At 67.0% G+C, this 21142-nt stretch carries 19 protein-coding genes; 9 read left to right on the top strand and 10 right to left on the bottom strand.

Annotated features, from left to right (window positions below; genetic code table 11):
- The first annotated feature begins 15 nt into the window (after positions 1-15).
- The gene (locus tag HNE04_RS22555; RefSeq protein ID WP_172224330.1) at positions 16-1746 is read left to right on the top strand and encodes an ABC transporter substrate-binding protein; all 1731 of its coding nucleotides are present in this window, start codon (positions 16-18) and stop codon (positions 1744-1746) included.
- A gap of 81 nt (positions 1747-1827) precedes the next feature.
- Here HNE04_RS22555 and HNE04_RS27900 read toward each other — a convergent pair whose 3' ends face one another.
- Positions 1828-3981 (bottom strand): DUF6600 domain-containing protein, encoded by a 2154-nt coding sequence (locus tag HNE04_RS27900; RefSeq protein WP_207717689.1) that lies wholly within the window; start codon positions 3979-3981, stop codon positions 1828-1830.
- A 150-nt stretch (positions 3982-4131) separates the two neighbouring features.
- Here HNE04_RS27900 and HNE04_RS22545 point away from each other — a divergent pair, with 150 nt between their 5' ends.
- Together HNE04_RS22545 and HNE04_RS22540 are read left to right on the top strand one after the other, a co-directional pair.
- The gene (locus HNE04_RS22545) at positions 4132-4890 is read left to right on the top strand and encodes an HAD family hydrolase (RefSeq protein WP_172224327.1); all 759 of its coding nucleotides are present in this window, start codon (positions 4132-4134) and stop codon (positions 4888-4890) included.
- 121 nt (positions 4891-5011) lie between these two features.
- Positions 5012-5335: a hypothetical protein gene (locus HNE04_RS22540; RefSeq protein ID WP_172224324.1), complete on the top strand. Its 324-nt coding sequence runs from the start codon at positions 5012-5014 to the stop codon at positions 5333-5335.
- Positions 5336-5340: 5 nt separating this feature from the next.
- Here the strand turns inward: HNE04_RS22540 and murQ are convergent, their stop codons facing one another.
- From murQ to HNE04_RS22520, 4 genes are all read right to left on the bottom strand, one after another.
- Positions 5341-6390 (bottom strand): N-acetylmuramic acid 6-phosphate etherase, encoded by a 1050-nt coding sequence (gene murQ, locus HNE04_RS22535; RefSeq protein ID WP_207717688.1) that lies wholly within the window; start codon positions 6388-6390, stop codon positions 5341-5343.
- 507 nt (positions 6391-6897) lie between these two features.
- Positions 6898-8265 (bottom strand): glutathione-disulfide reductase, encoded by a 1368-nt coding sequence (gorA, locus tag HNE04_RS22530; RefSeq protein WP_172224321.1) that lies wholly within the window; start codon positions 8263-8265, stop codon positions 6898-6900.
- A 61-nt stretch (positions 8266-8326) separates the two neighbouring features.
- Positions 8327-9106, bottom strand: coding sequence for an esterase/lipase family protein (locus tag HNE04_RS22525; protein WP_172224319.1), 780 nt, complete (start codon positions 9104-9106; stop codon positions 8327-8329).
- A 104-nt stretch (positions 9107-9210) separates the two neighbouring features.
- Positions 9211-9399, bottom strand: a complete 189-nt coding sequence (locus tag HNE04_RS22520) for a hypothetical protein (RefSeq protein WP_172224316.1) — start codon at positions 9397-9399, stop codon at positions 9211-9213.
- Positions 9400-9712: 313 nt separating this feature from the next.
- Between HNE04_RS22520 and HNE04_RS22515 the strand changes: the two genes are divergently transcribed.
- From HNE04_RS22515 to HNE04_RS27895, 6 genes are all read left to right on the top strand, one after another.
- Positions 9713-10948, top strand: coding sequence for a 3-methyl-2-oxobutanoate dehydrogenase (2-methylpropanoyl-transferring) subunit alpha (locus tag HNE04_RS22515; protein WP_172224313.1), 1236 nt, complete (start codon positions 9713-9715; stop codon positions 10946-10948).
- 2 nt (positions 10949-10950) lie between these two features.
- Positions 10951-12012: an alpha-ketoacid dehydrogenase subunit beta gene (locus tag HNE04_RS22510; RefSeq protein WP_235965309.1), complete on the top strand. Its 1062-nt coding sequence runs from the start codon at positions 10951-10953 to the stop codon at positions 12010-12012.
- Positions 12013-12014: 2 nt separating this feature from the next.
- The gene (locus HNE04_RS22505; protein WP_172224311.1) at positions 12015-13313 is read left to right on the top strand and encodes a dihydrolipoamide acetyltransferase family protein; all 1299 of its coding nucleotides are present in this window, start codon (positions 12015-12017) and stop codon (positions 13311-13313) included.
- Entirely contained in the window at positions 13310-14707 is a 1398-nt protein-coding gene (gene lpdA / locus HNE04_RS22500) for a dihydrolipoyl dehydrogenase (protein ID WP_172224308.1), read from the top strand. Before HNE04_RS22505 ends, lpdA begins: the two co-directional genes overlap by 4 nt.
- Complete coding sequence (locus HNE04_RS22495) at positions 14707-15369, top strand: alpha/beta hydrolase family protein (RefSeq protein ID WP_172224305.1); 663 nt, start codon at positions 14707-14709, stop codon at positions 15367-15369. Before lpdA ends, HNE04_RS22495 begins: the two co-directional genes overlap by 1 nt.
- A gap of 184 nt (positions 15370-15553) precedes the next feature.
- Complete coding sequence (locus HNE04_RS27895) at positions 15554-17074, top strand: WD40/YVTN/BNR-like repeat-containing protein (protein WP_207717687.1); 1521 nt, start codon at positions 15554-15556, stop codon at positions 17072-17074.
- 81 nt (positions 17075-17155) lie between these two features.
- Here the strand turns inward: HNE04_RS27895 and HNE04_RS22485 are convergent, their stop codons facing one another.
- From HNE04_RS22485 to HNE04_RS22465, 5 genes are all read right to left on the bottom strand, one after another.
- Complete coding sequence (locus HNE04_RS22485) at positions 17156-17386, bottom strand: hypothetical protein (protein WP_172224302.1); 231 nt, start codon at positions 17384-17386, stop codon at positions 17156-17158.
- Positions 17387-17443: 57 nt separating this feature from the next.
- Positions 17444-17959 (bottom strand): malonic semialdehyde reductase, encoded by a 516-nt coding sequence (locus HNE04_RS22480; protein ID WP_172224300.1) that lies wholly within the window; start codon positions 17957-17959, stop codon positions 17444-17446.
- A 15-nt stretch (positions 17960-17974) separates the two neighbouring features.
- Positions 17975-18940 (bottom strand): Bug family tripartite tricarboxylate transporter substrate binding protein, encoded by a 966-nt coding sequence (locus tag HNE04_RS22475; RefSeq protein ID WP_172224297.1) that lies wholly within the window; start codon positions 18938-18940, stop codon positions 17975-17977.
- Between the two features lie 61 nt (positions 18941-19001).
- Complete coding sequence (locus tag HNE04_RS22470; RefSeq protein ID WP_172224294.1) at positions 19002-19976, bottom strand: Bug family tripartite tricarboxylate transporter substrate binding protein; 975 nt, start codon at positions 19974-19976, stop codon at positions 19002-19004.
- Positions 19973-21136: a CaiB/BaiF CoA transferase family protein gene (locus tag HNE04_RS22465; RefSeq protein WP_172224291.1), complete on the bottom strand. Its 1164-nt coding sequence runs from the start codon at positions 21134-21136 to the stop codon at positions 19973-19975. Before HNE04_RS22465 ends, HNE04_RS22470 begins: the two co-directional genes overlap by 4 nt.
- Between the last annotated feature and the right edge of the window lie 6 nt (positions 21137-21142).

Here is a 21142-nt window from a genome sequence, read left to right as displayed (position 1 = left end):
CACCAAGGAGAAGACATGAAGATCAAGTACACGGCGCTGGCCATCGCAGCCGCGCTGGCCGTGGGCAGCCAGGCCTGGGCCGACGAAGCCGCGGCCAAGAAGTGGGTCGACAGCGAGTTCCAGCCATCCACCCTCTCCAAGGACCAGCAGCTGGCCGAGATGAAGTGGTTCATCGACGCCGCCAAGAAGCTGCAGGCCAAGGGCGTGAAGGAAATCTCGGTGGTGTCGGAAACCATCACCACCCACGAATACGAGTCCAAGACGCTGGCCAAGGCCTTCGAGGAGATCACCGGCATCAAGGTCAAGCACGACCTCATCCAGGAGGGTGACGTGGTCGAGAAGCTGCAGACTTCCATGCAGTCGGGCAAGTCCATCTATGACGGCTGGATTTCCGATTCCGACCTGATCGGCACCCACTACCGTTACGGCAAGGTGATGAACCTGACCGACTACATGGCGGGCAAGGGCAAGGACTACACCAACCCCAACCTGGACCTGAAGGACTTCATCGGCACCAAGTTCACGACCGGCCCGGACGGCAAGCTGTACCAGCTGCCAGACCAGCAGTTCGCCAACCTGTACTGGTTCCGCGCCGACCTGTTCGCGCGCCCGGACCTGCAGCAGAAGTTCAAGGCCAAGTACGGCTACGACCTGGGCGTGCCGCTGAACTGGAGCGCCTACGAGGACATCGCCGACTTCTTCACCAACGACGTGAAGCAGATCGACGGCAAGCCGATCTACGGCCACATGGACTACGGCAAGAAGGACCCGTCGCTGGGCTGGCGCTTCACCGACGCCTGGCTGTCGATGGCCGGCACCGCCGACATCGGCGCACCCAACGGCCTGCCGATCGACGAGTGGGGCATCCGCGTCGCAGCCGATAAGTGCACGCCGGTCGGCGCCTCCGTGGCCCGTGGCGGCGCGACCAACTCGCCCGCTGCCGTCTACGCGCTGACCAAGTACGTGGACTGGATGAAGAAGTACGCGCCCAAGGAAGCCACCGGCATGACCTTCGGCGAAGCCGGCCCGGTGCCCGCCCAAGGCCAGATCGCCCAGCAAATCTTCTGGTACACCGCCTTCACCGCCGACATGACCAAGAAGGGCCTGCCGGTCGTGAACGAAGACGGCACCCCGAAGTGGCGCATGGCCCCCGGCCCGAACGGCCCGTACTGGAAGCAGGGCATGCAGAACGGCTACCAGGACGTCGGCAGCTGGACCTTCTTTGCCAACCACGACGAGAACAAGACGGCAGCCGCCTGGCTCTATGCGCAGTTCATCACCGCCAAGACGACTTCGCTGAAGAAGACGCTGGTGGGCCTGACTCCGATCCGCGAAAGCGACATCCAGAGCAAGGCGATGACCGACATGGCGCCCAAGCTGGGTGGCCTGGTCGAGTTCTACCGCAGCCCGGCCCGCGTGGCGTGGAGCCCGACCGGCACCAACGTGCCCGACTACCCCAAGCTGGCGCAGCTGTGGTGGAAGAACGTGGCCCAGGCCGTGACGGGTGAGAAGACCCCGCAAGGCGCCATGGACACGCTGGCCGACGAGATGGACCAGGTGCTGGGCCGCCTCGAGCGCGCCGGCATGGCCAAGTGCGCGCCCAAGCTCAACCCGAAGGGCGACCCCGCCAAGTACCTGAGCGACAAGCAGGCACCGTGGGCCAAGCTGGCCAACGAGAAGCCGAAGGGCGAGACCATTGCCTACGACAAGCTGCTGGCAGCCTGGAAGGCCGGCAAGGCCCGCTAAGCACGTGACTTGAAGAAAAGTTTTCTGTAGTGGGTTCGAGCCGCGTGGGCGCAGGTCCACGCGGCTTTTTTTCGTCTTGGACTACGGCTTGCGCTCTTCTTCCCCACGGTTGCGGCGCCGTTCGTCGGCATTCCTGCCGCCGCGCCGCTCGGACGCCGCGGCCGATGCCGGGGCGGCGGCGCTGTCGGCGCGGGCAGCCGGTGTGGCGGGCGGGGCCGGCGAAACTGCGCTGGGCGCCGGGGGTTGTTGCTGGCGTCTGCCGCCACGCTCGTCGTCGTCGCGCCCTTGCCTTCGTGCATCGCGCGGCGGCGAAGCAGCCGCTGCGGGCGGTGCAGCGACGGGCGCTGGTGGCGCGGCTTGCGGCGCCGCGGATGCTGCGGCGGCTGGCGGGCGCGCGGCCGATGCAGCACTTGCCGCTGCCGGCGCTACTGGGCGTGCTTCTCCAGGCGCACCAGGCGGCGGGGATTGCTGCTGGGGCCTGCCGGCACGCCCCTCATCCTCGCGCGATTGCCTGCGCGTGTCGCGAGCCGGGGATGCACCCGTTGCGGGAGGCGCAGCGGCGGGCGCCGCCGCTTGCGGCGCGGCCGGGGGTGCAGGTGTGGGCGGCGCGGCCGGGGTGGCGGCAGCTGGCGGGCGTGCCGGCGGCGCGACCGCCGCACGTGCGGGTTCGGGTGCGCTCGCCGGCTTGGCGGGCGCGGCAACAGGCTGCGTAGCCGGCACCACCTTGACGGCAGGCGCGGACGCCGCCGGCGCCGGCGTCAACGCGGCCACCGCGGCGGTATCGAGCGGCTTGCCCGCATTTGCCGCGAGGGCGCTCTGCTTGGCGGCGAAAGGCACGGGCGGCGGCGGCGGGGCCGTCTGGGCCACTGCCGGGCGCGAGCGTCTACGTTCCGGTGGCTGCGCGCTGGGCGCCGCCGCCGGGCCAACGACGCTGGCCTGCACAGGGGCGACCGGGGCGACCGCCGCCACCGGCGCGCGCGCCACCATCTCGCGGTCCACCCGCACCGTCTCCCGTGCGACGGGCCTGGATTGAGCGAAGGCGGCCGCAAGCACCGCCACCACAGCGCCCGGAACCTGCTGGTTCGCATAGGTCACATTGCCCACATTCCTGTTGTCGTAGTAATTGGTGACGTTAACTGGGGTGATGACGGTGTTGCTGGTATTCACGTTGGTGAAGTACTGGCGGCTCACGGTGTACGAGGGCCGGTAGACATCGCGTGGACCGAGCGGGAACCAGCCCACGGCACCGCCGCCGCTGCCGGACGATGGCTGGCTACCGGCCGCGACGAATGCAACCAGGGCGGGCGCATACACCGGCCGAGCCTTCGACGGGCCGGGCACCCAGGCCCAGCCGCCGTCGACATGGGCCCAGCGGCCGTAGTGCGAGGGCGCGAAGCCCCACGGCGCCTCGTCGACCCAGGTCCAGCCCCAGGGCTCGATCCAGGCCCAGTGGCCGTCGCGGTACGGCGCCCAGTCCGCGGCCACCCGGCGCGGCACCCAGACATCGCCGTACTCGCGGTGCTTGCGCCACGTGCCGTGCTGGTCCAGGTCCTCGTAGCCAATCAGCTCGGCCGAAACGTAGCGGCGCGATGGCGAGGTGTCCCAGCGGCGATCGCGCTGGTTGGACCACTGATCGAATTCATCCACTGGCCACGAGGCGAAGCTCTGGTAGTTGCGCAGGCCGGTGTCGAAGAAGCGGTAGGCCTGGCGCTCGCGCACCACGAAGGCCCGGCCTTCACCGTAGACCTCGGCCAGCCCGGTGCGCACCGTCACGGTGGTGGACTGGCCGTCCGGGTCGACGTGAACCCGGTAGCTGCCGGGCCGGCGGATCACGTAGGCCAGATGGGGCGTCGCGACTTCAAAGACCTCTCCGCGGTCCAGGCGCCGCACCCGGATATTCAACGTGCCTTGCTCAAGTTCCACCTGCGCAATACGGTCATTCAGATTCAACAGCGTCATGCTGGTGCTTCCGCCCACGCGGATGGCCGCGGCGCCAAGCTGCAGTTCGGCACGCGCGCCCCGCTCCACCCACAGGCGGTCGCCCGTGATCAGCGGACGGTTCACGATGGCGCGGCCCCAGTCGCGCTCGCCGCCGGGGGAAAAGCTCGCCCCACCGGAGACGTATGCCAGCCGCGCCACGCGCGATGGCGGGTCGGCGGCCAAGGCCCATCCACTCGAGCCGAGGGCCAGGAAAAGCAGGGGAGTGATCAGTGCGTGCAGGAATGTCTTGGGCATGGTGTCCTCTCGTGGTTCGGCGAACCCCGCTCGCAGCCTAGCTCCTGCCCACGCTGACCCCAGTCAGCCGTTACCCCGAATGGGCTATCGGCGTCGTCTGACGGCTGAGCTGCGAACGCGCGGCTTCTTTTTTGTTCAGAATGGAGTCCCATGGCCCTGGATCTCTCCCGCATCCGCGCGCTCTGCTTCGACGTGGACGGAACCATCGCCGACACCGACGACCACCTGGTCGCGCAGCTCGCCGCGGTGCTGGATGCGGTGCCGCTGGTGAGCGGGCGGCGGGCCGAGCGGCTGGCCCGCCAGACCGTGATGGGCGCCGAGACACCCGTCAACGCCGCGTACTCCCTGCTGGACCGGCTGGGGCTCGACGTGCCGGTCTCGCGCCTGCGCACCCGCTTGCGCACTGCCAGGGCGCGCGGCGCGGACCCCGCCCACACGCGAAACATCGAAGCCGTGGACGAGGTTCCGCACGACATGATGGCCGGCGTGCAGGAAATGCTGGTGGCACTGGCTGCGCTTTATCCGATGAGCACGATCTCGACGGGAGGCGCGCCGCGTGTCGAGAGGTTCCTCACGCACTACGGCGTACGCGAGCACTTCGCCGCGGTGGTCGGCGCGCAGACGACGCGGCGCATGAAACCGCATCCCGATCCGCTGCTGTACGCGGCCAAGGCAATGGGCGTAGAGCCCGCTTGCTGCCTGATGATCGGCGACACGACGATGGACATACGCACGGGCGTTGCGGCCGGCGCGCAAACGGTCGGCGTGCTCTGCGGCTTCGGCACCGAGGATGAATTGCGCCGGGAAGGCGCCGACCTCATCTTGCTCACGACTTCGGATTTGCTGACCGTGCTCCGCCCCTCGGAAGATGCGCTGGGCAAGACCGCCAGCCCCGATCCTGAGGCGTGACCACAAGCGCTGGGGCTGTTGTCCTACTCGACTAATGCCGGTATCGATGAATTCCGGACCGAATGTGCCGCACAGCTGAGCTGCAAGGGTGCTGAATGGGTCAGCACAACAAGGAGGCCACATGCTCGAACGGATCACCGGACCCTTCCACGGCTATCACATTGCGGCGTATGCCTGTCCCATGGGCGAACTCGGCCACCACTACCTGGGCGAGTACAGAATCTCGCGCACGCGGCCCAGGTCGTTTTGCGACGCGCAGAGCGTGCGCCAAGGCCACTGCGAGCAAATCTCGGCTACCGCAGACGAGGCCCTCAGCACGGCGGAGCTATGTGCCATGCAGGAGATCGGCAAGTTGGCGCAGGCGCCGCGCAAGGTGCTTCACTGGGGCTTGGTGCAGCTTCCTTCCATCGGGTTTGTGCATAGGATGCCGTTCGCGTTCAGCTGAGGGCGCTATCCGATCCGCAAGTTGCCCACGACGTCGGCGATGGAGCCACCCACGCTTTCCAGGCGGTGACGCGCTTCGTCGGCATCCAGCGAAAGCTTGGACATCACGATCGCCGTCTTCACATGGCCGCCCGACTCTTCCAGCAGGCGGCTGGCTTCTTCGCGCTTGACACCCAGCGTGTCCATCAGGATGCGCTCGCCGCGGTCCTGCAGCTTCTGGCAGGTCACCTGCAAGTCCACCATCAGGTTGCCGTAGACCTTGCCGATCTTCACCATGGCCGCGGTGCTGATGGTGTTCAGGATGATCTTGGTGGCGGTGCCGGCCTTCATGCGCGTGGACCCGGTGATCACCTCGGGGCCCACCAGCGGAGCGATCACCACGTCGTGCGACTTGATCAGTTGCTCGGACGGATAGGTGCACAGCAGAAACCCGGTGCGTGCGCCGCGTTCGCGCGCGCGCTTGAGCGCGCCGTGCACATAGGGCGTGGTCCCTGAGGTGGCGATGCCCAGCACGAAGTCATTGGCGCCTATGTCCTTCTCGTCGATGGCCGCGGCGCCGTCTTCCGGGTGGTCTTCCGCGCCCTCCTGCGAGCGCACCAGCGCCTCGAAGCCGCCGGCGATGATGCCCTGCACCATCTCCGGCTCGGTGCGGTAGGTAGGGGGCATCTCCGATGCGTCGAGCACGCCCAGCCGACCGGAGGTTCCGGCGCCGACGTAGATGAGACGGCCGCCGTTGCGGAAGGCATCCACTGCCAGGTCGATGGCGCGCGCGATCTGCTGGCGCTCCTCGCCCACGGCGGCTGCGACCATGCGGTCCTCGGCGTTGACGAGATCGACGATCTCGATCGTGGAAAGTTGATCGATGCGCGTGCTGCGCGGATTGCGCTGTTCGGTGAGGCGGGTATCGAGCAGGGGCTTGGCAGGTTGCGGCGCGGCCTTGCGCACCGGCTTGAGAACGGGTTGCGAGAAATCCCTCTTCATTGCCGCCCGCCCTTCGATATGAACATTGCTGCGTTGCCGGTCCCGGCCTTGCGACTTTCGTTTGTCGTCTGACATGGGCTCTCCCACACTAGAGATGAATCCCATGCTCCTCTTGCAGCGCTGCCATCTTTGTAGGACCGGTATTGCTTCACTTGTCAGCGAGCCCTTGGTAGTGACTAGAACACTTTAGACTGCATTTGCACCCAATTGCCACCGCGTCGTGCTCTCGACCTCTTCCATAACGCCTTAGATGCATGTTTCGCGGACACGAGGCACCGCCCCCGCCTGTCATGCCGGACCTGATCCGCCATCCACCTCGGCGCGCGCCAACACCTCGCGGCAAGGCTTTGCGCCCGCGCGGGCCTCTCCGGAGTGCGAGGACAGTCCACGATTAGTCCGAAGCCCGCGAGTCCGTTCCCCGGCGCCGCTTGCGCGCCTTGAAAAGGCGCGGAACGGGCTGACCGCGCGTCACAGTCCGCCCGCACGCGGCTTCGCCGCCCACACGCAGGCTTGCAACAGCAGCGCACAGCGAACCGCTCGCGACCATGCGGGCTGTTCTTTTTCGCGTAGCCGGACGCGACGCTAGGCCACGACCGCTTCGCGCATCGTCACGAACTCTTCGGCCGCGGTGGGGTGGATGCCGATGGTGCTGTCGAACACGGCCTTGGTCGCGCCGGCTTTCATCGCCACGGCGAAGCCCTGCACCACTTCGCCGGCGTCCGCGCCCACCATGTGCAGGCCGACGACGCGGTCGGTGGCGGCGTCAACCACCAGCTTCATCAACGTGCGTTCCGAACTGCCGCTCAAGGTGTGCTTGAGCGCCCTGAATTCGGCACGGTAGATGGTCACCTCGCCGAAGACCTTGCGCGCCTCGCGCTCGCCGTAGCCCACCGTGCCGATGTTCGGGTGGGTGAACACGGCCGTGGGGACGAAGTCGTAACCCATCTTGCGTTGCGCGTCGCCGAACAGGCGGTCGACCAGCACCATGGCTTCGCCCAGCGCCACCGGCGTCAGCTGCAGTCGCGCCGTCACATCGCCCAGCGCATGGACCGAGGGCACGGACGTCTGGTAACCCTGATCGACCACGATGGCGCCGTGCCTGCTCTGCGCCACGCCTGCGGCTTCCAGCCCCAGGCCATCGACGTTGGGTATGCGCCCGGTGGCATACAACACGGTGTCGGCGACCAGGCAGCTGCCGTCGGTCAATGTCACGTTCAAGCCGACGGCGGTTTTCTCGATCTTCTTGACGTCCATGCAGGTGCGCAGATCGACGCCGTGCTTGCGAACCTCGTGCGCGATGAAGTTACGCACGTCGTCGTCGAAGCCGCGCAGCACCTGCTCGCCGCGATACAGCTGCGTGACCTTGGAGCCCAGGCCGTTGAAGATGGAAGCGAACTCGCAGGCGATGTAGCCGCCGCCCACCACCAGCAGACGCTTGGGAAACGGTTCGAGGTCGAACATGCTGTCCGAGGTCACCACGTGCTCGCTGCCGGGAAAGGCCGGTACGCTGGGCCGGCCGCCGGTCGCAACCAGGATGTGCCGTGCCGTAAAGACTTCCTGGCCTTTGGCCGTCTGCACCTGAACGGTGTGGGGGCCCTGCAGCTGTGCCCAGCCCGTCACGATCTGCGCCCCAGCGCTGACCAGCAGGTTCTGGTAGATGCCATTCAAGCGCGCGATCTCGGCGGAACGGTTCGCCTTCAGCACCGCCCAGTCGAACCGGGGCTGCCCGGCTTGCCAGCCGAAGCCGGCCGCGTCCCTGAAGTCGTCCGAGAAATGGGCGGCATAGCTATAGAGCTTCTTCGGAATGCAGCCCACATTGACACAGGTGCCGCCCAGCGCCGCGGCCTCGGCGACCACCACCCGCGCGCCGCGCTGGGCCGCCATGCGTGCGGCACGGACGCCGCCGCTGCCCGCACCGATGACGAACAGATCGCAGCTGTGATTCGGCATGTTTCGCCCCATTGAATATCGATGGGGCATTGTCGCGAATACAGCGCGACCGCGCGCGCGGCTACACGGTGCGCGGCACCAGCCGTAGGGGCTTCGCGGGCCGGGCCTCGCGGTACGGGCGCCAGCGCCCTTGGGGCTGCGAGAGCCGGTCCACGACGATGCGCAGTACCCGCGGATGCGTGCCCAGGCCGCAGTGGCTGACGCAGCTCACCTCGATATTCTCCGCGGTGGCCGACTCGCGCACGGTGCAGCCCTCCCACGCCACCACGCCGTCGGTCTTGCTGTACACGGCCGTGGTCGGCACCGGCGGATCCCTGCGCAGGCGCCGCTCCAGGGCCGGGGTCAGCTGCGAGTGGCCCGCGTTCAGCAACCTGAATACGCCGCCGGCGTGGCTGGCGCCGGGGGCGCCGAAGGGGCTGCCCAGCGTGACCACCTGGCGCACCAGCTCGGGAGTCCGCTTGGCGAGTTCGCGCGCGTAGATGCCGCCCAGGCTCCAGCCGACCAGGCTGACCTTGCGCCCGTTTTGCGCGTGCAGTTCGCGAACCTTGGCCTCGAGTCCTGCCAGCCACTTGTCAAAGTCGCCTTGCGGCCCGCGGTTTATGCCCATGCCCCACTCGCTGGTCTTGAAGCCGGCGCGATCCAGCACGCGGCGCAGGCGCAGCGTGGACCAGTCGCCGGCGGCCAGGCCCGGCAGCACCAGCACGGGATGGCCGTCTCCTGTGGCCCGCGGCTTGCGGCCCAACAGCGACAGGCAGAAATCGATGGTGGCGCGCATCGGCTCAATGGCCAGCAACGCAATCGCGGGAGGACGCGGGGAATGCGTGGAGGATATTTTTGGCATGCAAGCAGCGTAGCCGGCACTATCGCTGCGGTGTGCGGTCCCGTTCCGAGATCAGCGTCGGAGAATCGGGCACAGGCTGTAGGACCGGGGGTAGGTAGCCGCGCCTAGGTGTAGCGATCGGAGGGGTCGTCGGCGGGCCGAGAGCGCTTGCGATCGCGCTCTATGCTCTTGAGGGTCGCCAATGCGCTCTCCGCGCCTTCACCCGTGCGGCCGTCCCGGGCGCGCCTAGCCGCGCCGCTGCGATCCGCATCGTTCGAGCGTTCTTTGTTGGAGGGCGGCTGCTTGCGGTCCATGGGCGGATTGGCTTGACGCTTTCGTGTCATAGGCCAATCTAAAGGCTGCGGGACAGTGAGGCTTGTAGGTCTTGGCAGACGCCCTCGGTAGGAGATTACGGAGGGTAGGAGGTGGACTACGTCGAGGACGCATTTGTCCTGCTCCGTGAGGCTCGGCGATTAACATCCGATGTTAACGCCGAGCCCCGGTAATTTTTCTCATACACTCGGTCTCTGCGCAAAAGCGCAAACTCCGGACCGGTGCGGCTACCCGCTGTGCCTAGGTCCACGTCCTTGAACAGGCGTCTGGCACGACCGGGCGCGGAGTGAATGAATGAGCACACAACAAGCGCTTCGCTTGCATGTGCCGGAGCCCTCCGGGCGCCCCGGCTGCAAGACCGATTTTTCCTACCTTCATGTCTCGCCCGCCGGCGCCGTCCGACGGCCGCCGACCGACACCACGCCCCGCGACACCAACGACCTGGCCTACGAGCTGATCCGCGTGCTGGACGAAGACGGCCGCGCCGTCGGGCCCTGGACTCCCGAGATCGAGCCGGCCCGATTGCGCAAGGGACTGCGGTCGATGATGAAGACGCGCATCTTCGACGCGCGCATGCTGATCGCGCAGCGGCAAAAGAAGCTCTCGTTCTACATGCAGAGCCTGGGCGAGGAGGCGATCGGCACGGCCCAGTCATTCGCGTTGCAGCAGGGCGACATGTGCTTCCCGACCTACCGCCAGCAGAGCCTGCTGCTGGCGCGCGACGACGTGCCGATGGTCGAACTCATCTGCCAGCTGATGAGTAACCAGGGCGATCCGCTCAAGGGCCGCCAGCTGCCTGTCATGTACTCGTATAAGCGCGCCGGTTTCTTCACCATCTCGGGCAACCTGGCCACCCAGTTCATCCAGGCCGTCGGCTGGGCCATGGCCTCGGCGATCAAGGGCGACACCAAGATCGCATCGGCATGGATCGGCGACGGCGCCACGGCGGAGGCCGACTTCCACACGGCCCTGACCTTCGCCCATGTGTACCGGGCACCGGTGATCCTGAACGTAGTCAACAACCAGTGGGCTATCTCCACCTTCCAGGCTATCGCCGGCGGCGAGGCGACGACCTTCGCGGCGCGCGGCTCGGGCTGCGGCATCGCCTCGCTGCGCGTGGACGGCAACGACTTCCTGGCCGTGTACGCCGCCTCTCAGTGGGCGGCCGAGCGCGCCCGCAACAACTTCGGGCCGACACTGATCGAATGGGTGACCTACCGCGGCGGCCCGCATTCGACGTCCGACGATCCGTCGAAATACCGGCCGGCCGACGACTGGCAGCGCTTTCCGCTGGGAGACCCGATCACCCGCCTGAAGCAACACCTGATCGGCATCGGCGAATGGTCCGATGCGCAGCACCAGCAGGCCCAGACCGAACTGGAGGCCGAGGTCATCGCCGCGCAGAAGGAGGCCGAGAGGTTCGGCACCTTGCTCGATGGCCATATCCCGAGCGCGGCTTCGATGTTCGAGGATGTCTACAAGGACATGCCCGAACACCTGCGCCGCCAACGCCAAGAGCTGGGAGTCTGAACATGCTGACCAAGACCAAAGACATGGAAGCCGTGGCCGACAGCGGCAAGACCAGCCCCATGACCATGATCCAGGCGCTGCGATCGGCCATGGACGTGATGATGGCGCGCGACGACAACGTCGTGGTGTACGGGCAGGACGTCGGCTACTTCGGCGGCGTGTTTCGCGTCACCGAGGGCCTGCAGGCCAAGTACGGCAAGTCGCGCTGCTTCGACGCGCCGATCTCCGAAGGCGGCATTGTCGGCACGGCCGTGGGCATGGGCGCCTATGGGCTGCGGCCGGTGGTGGAGATCCAGTTCGCCGACTACTTCTACCCGGCTTCGGACCAGATCGTTTCGGAAGCGGCGCGCCTGCGCTTCCGATCGGCCGGCGACTTCACCGCGCCCATCACCATCCGCATGCCCTGCGGCGGCGGCATCTACGGCGGCCAGACGCACAGCCAGAGCCCGGAAGCGCTGTTCACCCATGTATGCGGCATCCGCACGGTGATGCCCAGCAATCCGTACGACGCCAAGGGCCTGCTGATCGCCTCCATCGAGAACGACGACCCGGTCATCTTCCTGGAGCCCAAGCGCCTCTACAACGGCCCCTTCGACGGCCACCACGACCGGCCGGTCGTGCCCTGGTCCAAGCATCCGCTGGGCGAAGTGCCCGAGGGCTACTACACCGTGCCGCTGGAATCGGCGTCGGTGTTCCGCCCCGGCAAGGACGTCACGGTGCTGACCTACGGCACCATGGTCTGGGTGTCGGATTGCGCCGCCAGCGAAACCGGCATCGACGCCGAGATCATCGACCTGCGATCGATCTGGCCGCTGGACCTGGACACCATCATCGCCTCGGTCAAGAAAACCCGCCGCTGCGTGGTGGTGCACGAAGCCACGCGCACCAGCGGCTTCGGCGCCGAACTGGTGGCGTTGGTCCAGGAGCATTGCTTCTATCACCTGGAGGCGCCCGTGGAACGCGTCGCCGGTTGGGACACGCCCTACCCGCATGCGCAGGAATGGGCTTACTTTCCCGGCCCCGAGCGTGTCGGTGCCGCCCTCAAGCGAACGATGGAGGCCTGACCATGGGAACTCATGTGATCAAGATGCCGGACATCGGCGAAGGCATTGCCCAGGTGGAACTGGTGGCCTGGCATGTGAAGCCGGGCGACACCGTCAAGGAAGACCAGCTCCTGGCGGACGTGATGACGGACAAGGCGACGGTAGAGATTCCGTCCCCCGTATCGGGCAAGGTCGTGTCGCTCGGTGGCACGGTGGGCGAGCAGATGGCCGTGGGCGCGGAGCTGATCCGGCTAGAGGTGGAAGGCACGGGCAACGTGAAAGACGATGCGCCGCCTGCCGCGCCGAAAAAAGCTTCCGCGCCGGCGCCCGCACCAGCCCCTGCGGTTCGCGAGCCCAGCGCCGCCGCGCCGGTCGCCGCCGTGAAGGACGAGCCCCGCGCGCCGCCGCGAACGCAAGCACCACCGACCCGCGCGCCCGGCGACAAGCCGATCGCCTCGCCGGCGGTGCGCCGCCGCGCCTGGGACCTGGGGATAGAACTGCAATACGTGCACGGCAGCGGCCCGGCGGGCCGCATCATGCACGAGGACCTGGACGTCTACCTGGCATCGCGCGGCCAGCCCGCGCCCCGGACCGGCGGCAGCGCCTATGCCCAGCGGCATGAGGAAGAGTCAGTCGCCGTGATCGGGCTGCGCCGCATGATCGCGCACAAGATGCAGGAGTCCAAGCGCCGCATCCCGCATTTCACCTACGTCGAGGAAATCGACGTGACCGAGCTCGAGGCCCTGCGTGCGCAGCTGAACAAGAAATTCTCGGCCGAACGCGGCAAGCTGACCTTGCTGCCGTTCGTGGCGCGCGCCGTGGTGCTGGCGGTGCGCGACTTTCCGCAGATGAACGCCCGCTACGACGACGAAGGCGGCGCCGTGACGCGCTACGGTGCCGTGCATCTGGGCATCGCCACCCAGACCGAGCCGGGCCTGATGGTGCCGGTGCTGCGGCACGCCGAGGCGCACGATCTGTGGTCCTGCGCCGGCGAGATCTCGCGCCTGGCCGAGGCGGCGCGCAGCGGCAAGGCCACGCGCGAGCAGCTCACCGGCTCGACCATCACCATCACCAGCCTGGGCGCGCTGGGCGGCATCGTGACGACGCCGGTGATCAACCATCCCGAGGTCGCGATCATCGGCGTGAACCGCATGGTCGAGCGGCCCATGATCCGCGGCGGCGCAATGGTCGCGCGCCAGATGATGAACCTGTCCTCGTCGTTCGATCACCGCGTAGTCGATGGCGTGCATGCAGCCGAGTTCGTGCAGGCGATACGCGCGCTGCTGGAGTCGCCGGCCCTGCTGTTCGTGGAGCCTGCATGAAATCTCAATCGACCAAGCTGCTGGTGATCGGCGGCGGACCTGGCGGTTATGTGGCGGCGATACGCGCCGGGCAGCTGGGCATACCGACGGTGCTGGTGGAAGGCGAAATGCTGGGCGGCACCTGCCTGAATATCGGCTGCATTCCGTCCAAGGCACTGATCCACGCCGCCGACGAATTCGAGAAAGCCCGGCTCTATGCCAACGGATCGCCCTTGGGCATCCGGGTGAAGGCGCCCGAGATCGATCTGCCGCAGACCGTGCGCTGGAAGGACGGCATCGTCGGCAAGCTCACTGGCGGCGTCGCCACCCTGCTCAAGAAAAACGGCGTGCAGGTTGTCCGGGGCTGGGCCACGCTCGTCGACGGCAAGACGGTGGACGTGCAACCAGCGCAGGGCGAAGCGCTGCGCCTGCAGTGCGAGCACCTGCTGCTGGCAACGGGCTCGGTACCGGTGGAACTGCCCTCGATGCCTTTCGGGGGCGGCGTCATTTCTTCCACCGAAGCGCTGGCGCCTGCCGATCTGCCCAAGCGGATGGTGGTCGTCGGAGCGGGCTATATCGGCCTGGAGTTGGGCATCGCCTATCGCAAGCTCGGCGCGGAAGTGGCCGTTGTGGAGGCCACCAACCGCGTGCTGCCGAGCTACGACGATGAACTCACGCGGCCGGTGCTGGCAACACTCAAGCGCCTGGGCGTGGTGCTGCACCTGAGCTGCAGCGTGCAGGGCCTCACCGACAACGGCGCTGCCGTGCGCGTGCGCAGCGCCAATGCCGACGAATTCGCCCTGCCGGCGGATCGCGTGCTGGTCGCCGTCGGCCGCAAGCCGCGCACCGAAGGCTTCGGGCTGGAATCGCTGCACCTGGACATGGCGGGCCGTTCCATCAAGATCGACGAGCAATGCCGCACCTCGATGCGCAACGTCTGGGCCATCGGCGACGTGACCGGCGAGCCGATGCTGGCGCACCGCGCCATGGCGCAGGGTGAGCTGGTGGCCGAGGTCATCGCCGGGCACAAGCGGCGCTTCGCCCCCGCCGCGATTCCGGCGATCTGCTTCACCGATCCGGAAGTGGTGGTCGTTGGCTTGTCACCGCAGGAAGCCGGACAAGGCGGGCTGGACTGCATCACGGCCGCGTTCCCCTTCGCCGCCAACGGCCGCGCCATGAGCATCGAATCCACCGAGGGTTTCGTGCGCGTGGTGGCGCGGCGGGACAACCACCTGATCGTGGGCTGGCAGGCGGTGGGCCGCGGCGTGGCGGAGCTGAGCGCTGCGTTTTCGCAGTCGATGGAGATGGGTGCGCGGCTGGAAGACGTGGCAGCGACCATCCACGCGCATCCCACGCTGGGCGAAGCGGTACAGGAGACAGCGCTGCGTGCACTGGGGCAGGCGCTGCACATCTGATGGACCGAGTGACGATTTCGCTGGCCGACGGAACGATGGTCTCCGGGCTCCTCGACGCCCCGGCCCATGCCCAGGCCTGCTATGTGTTCGCCCATGGCGCCGGAGCCGGCATGCACCACTCGTTCATGGCGGCCATCGCCACGGGCCTGGCCCAGCGCGGCATTGCGAGCTTGCGCTTCCAGTTCCCGTACATGGAGCAAGGCTCCAAGCGGCCGGATCTGCCGGCAGTGGCGCACGGCGCCGTTCGCGCGGCGGTTCAAGCGGCTGCGAAGCAATTGCCCGGCCTGCCCCTCTTCGCCGGCGGCAAGTCGTACGGCGGGCGCATGACATCGCAGGCGCAGGCCGCCGAGCCGCTGCCGAATGTGCGCGGGATCGTCTTCGTGGGCTTTCCCCTGCATCCTGCGGGCAAACCTTCCATCGACCGTGCGGGGCATCTGGCCGGCGTCCAGGTGCCGATGCTGTTCCTGCAGGGGACGCGTGACACGCTGGCCGACCTTGAACTCATCCGGGATGCCACCACGAAGCTGGGCAGCCGCGCCACCCTGCACATCGTCGATGGTGCCGACCACTCCTTCCACGTGCTGGCGCGCTCCGGCCGCACCGACGAGCAGGTGCGCGAGGAACTGCTCGACACCATGGCGGCCTGGATGAAGAGCCGCTAGGCAATCGGCGAACTCAGCACCTTTGTTGTAGGCGCCCATTGATGCGGCGCTGCTCTCCTGCCCGACATGCAGCATGAGGGTCTTCCTACATGGTTTGACTCTTCTGGCTCATGCGCTGAGCATGCAACGAATCGAACAATCCTGTGACCAGGCGTCTGTGCCACGCCCAGGAGGTAACACAGAGATGAGCTCGTACACCAACGATACAAAGAACGGCGCGAAATACGTGGCATTGTCCCTGGCCGCGCTGTGGCTGACCGCCTGCGGCGGCGGCGGTGGCGGGGGTGCCGGCGGTGCCACGCAGGTCAGCAGTACTGCCGACGCCGTGGCGCCGGCGCCCGCACCGGTCGAGCCCGAAACCATCCCCGCACCAGCTCCTTCACCCGCACCAGCTCCGGCGCCGACGCCTGCGCCCGGCACCGCGGATGTGACGGGCACGTCGCAACAGGCTGCGCCCAACATCAGCTACTCGGTGACTTCCACCTCGACGCAAACCGTGGTGATCACGCTTCCCGCCAACGCCGACCTCCAGGTCGGCGACAAGGTGACGGTCACGGGCCAAAGCGCGGCCAGCTGGCGCCTGGCGCAGAACGCCGGGCAGTGGGTCGTCACCACCAACCTGCCCGGCAACGTGGCGCCCGGCGCCACCTGGACCGAGCGGGTGCCCGACGCGGCATCGCCCAACCTGAAATGGGCCGGCACAGCGTCGTCGGCCAGCGGCAACCGCGTCGCGGCGATTGCCGATCCCGGTGGCATCTACCTTTCCTCGGATGCCGGGGTCACCTGGACCCGAAGCAGCGCGCCCACCGACAACTGGACGCAGGTCCTCATGTCCGCCGACGGCACCAAGCTCGCCGCGCTGGGGAACACCGTGCTCCACACGTCGAGCGATTCCGGGCAGACCTGGACCGCACGCAGCGGCTCGGGACTGTCCTGGATGGGCGTCTACATGTCGGACGACGGCCAGCGCATCGTGGGCGCCGCGGTTGGCGGGACACTCTATGCCTCGACCAACGGCGGCGCCTCTTTCACGCTCATCGCGGGCACGGCCAACACCGATTGGCGCACGGTCGCCGGCTCCAGCGACGGCACGCGCCTGGTCGCGGTCGCGTCGCACTACGGCGGCGATCCGGCCAACCAGGGTGTCTATGTTTCCACCGACAGCGGCGCCACATGGACGCGCCGCCTGGCCAGTGGCAACTGGACCTTTGCCGCGGCCAGCGCCGACGGCATGCGCATGGCGGTGCTGGACCAGGGCGGCCACCCCTGGGTCAGCGACGACGGCGGCGCCACCTTCACGCAGCGCTTCGGCTACAGCACCTGGAGCGGGCTGGCGGTCTCGCGCGACGGCCGCGTGGTCGCAGCGCAGGAGCCGCGCGCGGACGTCTACGGCTATCCCGGCTATAACTTCATCAGCAATGCGGGCGGCGACGACCCCTGGGACTGGCACGGCGGCACCGGCGACATGAACTTGTGGTGGCGCGGCATCAGCCTCTCCTACGACGGCAACTGGATCACCGCCGTGGACAACGGCAACCCGACCGGCGGCGGCGGCAAGGTCTTCACCACCACGGGCAACCGAACCTCCGGCGGCACCCTGGGCTCCATCACCGGCGGCCAGAACCAGATGGTCGAGGTCACCTACCAGGGCAACGGCCGCTTCACCGTCACCGGCCAGGCGGGCGGCCCGTTCGCGATTCGTTAGGACGCTGTCACAGGGAGAGAGCGCACCCGGCGTCGGGCCGCGAGGCCCGGCGCCGGGTGAATTTAGTGCAGCGTGCGCCGCTTACCAGAGGGCCGAGTCGCGCAAGCTATCGATTTGCTCACGCTCTCGCCGAAGCCGGCGTCCTCGCCACCACTCCAGAAGCGCCAGAATCGCGGCCGCACCGGCTAACGCTTCCCACGGCCTGAGGGCGCGACCAATGGCGACCGGGGCGGCAAGCCAGAGCAAGCCTCCCAGCAGGAACGCGATGACGAAACTCGCGATGGGCGTGATGCGCAGGGTTTGGATAGACACAAGTCCATTTTGCACACCGGAGGCGCCAAATCTCTCGGGAAAACTCTAATCGTGGTTTCAAAGCAACTTGCACGCTTCATTGAAGTCGAGCCTCGGGTTGCGCGGGTGCAGCTTGGCCGCATCGCCGTAGCCGAGGTTGCACAGAAAGTTGGTCTTGATGTGGCTGTCGGGAAAATACTCCTGGTGGAAATCGTCCTGCACCGGCTGCCCGCGGGGGAAAAACTCGTGGTCGACCTTGGCCCGGTCGAAGCCCGACATCGGACCGCAGTCCAGCCCGAGGGCACGCGCCGCCAGCATCAGGTATGCGCCTTGCAGCGAACTATTGCGCCGCGCAGTTTCTTCAGCCAACTCGGGGGTGTTGAGGAACCACGAGCGTGCGTCGGTCTGCGGGAACAGCTTCGGCAGGTGCTCGTAGAAGCGAGCGTCGTAGCCGATGACGGCTGTCACCGGTGCCGAGATCGTCTTCTCCACATTGCCCTTCGACAGCGCCGGCAGAAGACGCTGCCATGCACTGTGAGTACGGGCCCTGCGAAACAGCAGGTCGAGCCCTTCGTCGTTCAAGACAGCACTCATGAGATTCCGTGAATTTCAGTCGACACGGATGTTCTTGGCCTTGACGATCCGGCCGTAGATGTCGGAATCGCGCCGGACCATCTCGCTCATTTCTGCGCGAGTGACTCCCAGGGGCTCGCTGTTGAGCTCCTTGATGCGCCGTTGCACCTCGGGATCCCGGCTTGCGGCGAGCAGGGCGGCATGCAGGCGATCCACCACGGCTGGAGGCGTGGCCGCCGGTGCCCAGATGCCATGCCATGACATCATCGCCAGCCCCGAGACGCTCTCGGCGAAAGTGGGCACGTTGGGCATTGCGGGGTGACGCTGCGAGCCTGAGTAAGCCAGGGCTTTGACGCGTCCGCTGGCGATCATCGGGTAAGCCGAGGCAATGGGCTCGAGGAGCATGTCGACCTGCCCGCCGATCAGCTCGCTCATGGGCGTGGAGCGATACGGCACATGCAGCATGGTGGTCTTGGTCTCGTCCTTGAGCCATTCCATGATGAGGTGCGACGGGCTACCGGCTCCATAAGAGGCGTGCGACAGCGCGCCGGGGTTCTTGCGGGCTTGATCCACCACCTCCGGCAGCGACTTGGCGGGGAACGGCGGATTGGAAATGAGCACCAGGCCTTGCCGCATCGTCGTCGCCACCGGCACGAGGTCCTTGCTCGGATCGAACGGCAACTTCGAGTAGATGTGCGGGTTGATCGTGAGGGCGGTCGAGACGTTGTAGAGGACGGTGTAGCCGTCAGCCTGGGACTTGGCAACCGCGTCGCTCGCCAGATTGCCGGCCGAGCCGGGCTTGTTGTCGATGACGACCGGAACGCCGAGCTTCTTGGCGGCGAACTCGCCATAGATGCGGGCGAAGACATCCGGAGGTGTTCCGGCGGCAAACCCCACCATCACCTTGATGGGCTTGGTGGGCCAATCGGCCGTTTGTGCCTGCGCGGCCGCAACGGCCAGGATCAGCAGCAGGGCAGAGAAAGGCCGGATCAGATAATGCATACGATGTCTCCTGTTCAAGTTTGTGTTCACGATTGAAAATTTGCACCCGAGGCTGACTAGGTCAATCCACCTGGGCTCCTGAGCGTTTGACGAGATCGGCCCACTTGCGGATTTCGGCGCCATTGAATGCGGCCAGTTCGTCGCTGCGCATACGGCGCAACTCGACGCCTTGTGCGACGAGACGAGCCTGCGTGTCCGAGCCGCCCAAGGCCGTCGCTGCGGCCTTGCGCAGTTGCTCAACCACGGGAGCTGGAGTGTCTGCCGGGGCGTAAAGCATGAACCAGGCGATCAGATCGAAATCGCTGAAGCCCTGTTCGGCCAGCGTCGGGACGTCCTGCGCGAGCGGCGAGCGCACCGCGCTGCTGACGCCCAGCGCACGCAACTTGCCGGACTTCATGTGCGGAACGACCGCCGTCGGGTGGTAGAACATGAAGTCCACGTTGCCCGAGATCAGGTCCGTCAGCGCCTGCGAGCCCTCCTTGTAGGGGACGTGGATCATCTTTCCGCCGAGCTTGGAGAGCAGCTCGCCGGCCAGGTGCCCCGAGGTGCCGTTCCCCGCCGAGGCGAACGTGATCCCCTGTGGGCGCTGCGCCATCGCCACCAGGTCCTTCGGCGATTTCGCGCTCGAATTCGAGGGCACGACCAGCAGCAGCGGCGTGTAGCCGACGAAGGCGATCGGCACGAAATTCTTCTGCGGGTCATAAGGCAGATTGCGGAACAACGTGGCGTTGATCGCGTGCGTGCCGACAGTCCCTAGAAGTAACGTGCTGCCGTCGGGCGACGCCTTGGCGACCTGGTTGGAGCCGGTCGACCCGCCTGCGCCCGGCCGGTTGTCGACGATGACGTTTTGCTTCAACGCCCTGCTGAGCGACTCTGCGACGACGCGCCCGACGCTGTCGGTCGTCGTGCCCGCTCCAAATGGAACAACGAGCCGTACGATGGCGCCCGTCTCCTGCGCCCAGACGTTGCCGGCTACTGCCAGGCAGGCGCCGGCAGCCAAGGTGAGGAGTTCCCGTCGGGTGAACGAAGTGATCATTGCGCCCCCCGCGAAGACGCCGCGACGCGCGCACGGACCTCCGCCCTCACTTCGTCGTCGTGCTGGCCGAGCGTGGGAGGCGGAACGACGTCGAGCGTAGGCTGGCCATCGTAGGAGATCGGCGATCGGACGGTGCGGAAGTCTCCCATCTCGGGATGGACGGCGGAGACCAGCAGGCGAAGGTGCTTGGCTTGCGGGTCCTCGAGGGCCTCGCTGGTGTCGTACATCGGGGCGAACGGAACGTCCTGCGCTTCGAGGCGGGCACACCATGTGTCGCGCGGCTGTGTCGCGAAGATCTTGCCGAGCAAGGCGATCAGCGCGTCCTGGTTTTCGATGCGCCCGGTGCGCGTCGAAAAGCGCTCGTCCTGGAAAATCTCGGGGCGCTCGATGGCATTGGCAAGCCCCTGCCAGAACTTCTCCGGCGAGGACATGTGCAAAGCGATCCACTTGCCGTCGCTGCACTTCAGCACGTAGGACTGGGAGACGCTGGGCCGGCTGAACGGCCCCATCACTTCGCCTGCCGAGTAGTAGTGCGTGAAGGCGTCGAGGTTGAAGTGGCTCATCGCCTCGAGCATCGAGATTTCCACCTTGCGGCCCACGCCGGTTCGGCTGCGTTCGAACAGCGCGCCCAGGACGCCATAGGCGGCGTAGTGGCCGGTGACGGCGTCGGCAATGGCCGGGCCGACGACGCGGGGATTGCCCGGATTCACCAGCAGGTTGAGATAGCCACTGGCGGCCTGCGCGACGGTGTCGTAGCTCGGCCGGTGCGCAGCCGGCCCGTCGGGGCCGAATCCACTGATGGAACAGTAGATCAGGCGCGGGTTCAGCGCGCGCAGCCTCTCTTCTCCCATGCCGAGCTTTTCGGCGACGCCGGGGCGGAAGTTCTGGATGTACACGTCCGCATCGCGCACCATCTGATCCATCAGCTCCCGGTCGGCAGCCGACTTCACGTCGATCGTGACGCTGCGCTTGTTGCGGTTATAGGTCTGGAAGTGCGGGCTGTAGAGTCCGCCCTTGAAGGCGCGGAACGGATCGCCGGTGCCTGGCTGCTCGATCTTGATGACGTCGGCGCCGAGGTCGCCCAGCAGCATGCCGGCCGCGGGACCGGTGATGAAAGTGCCCTGTTCGAGCACGCGCAGGCCTTGAAGAACTTTTGGCATGGGGTT

Origin of the sequence: Caenimonas soli (assembly GCF_013155545.1) — a bacterium.
In the GTDB taxonomy this organism is placed as follows: Bacteria; Pseudomonadota; Gammaproteobacteria; order Burkholderiales; family Burkholderiaceae_C; genus Ramlibacter; species Ramlibacter soli.
Note: the sequence above shows the minus strand (reverse complement) of the source record. Positions and strands in the feature narration are given on the sequence as shown.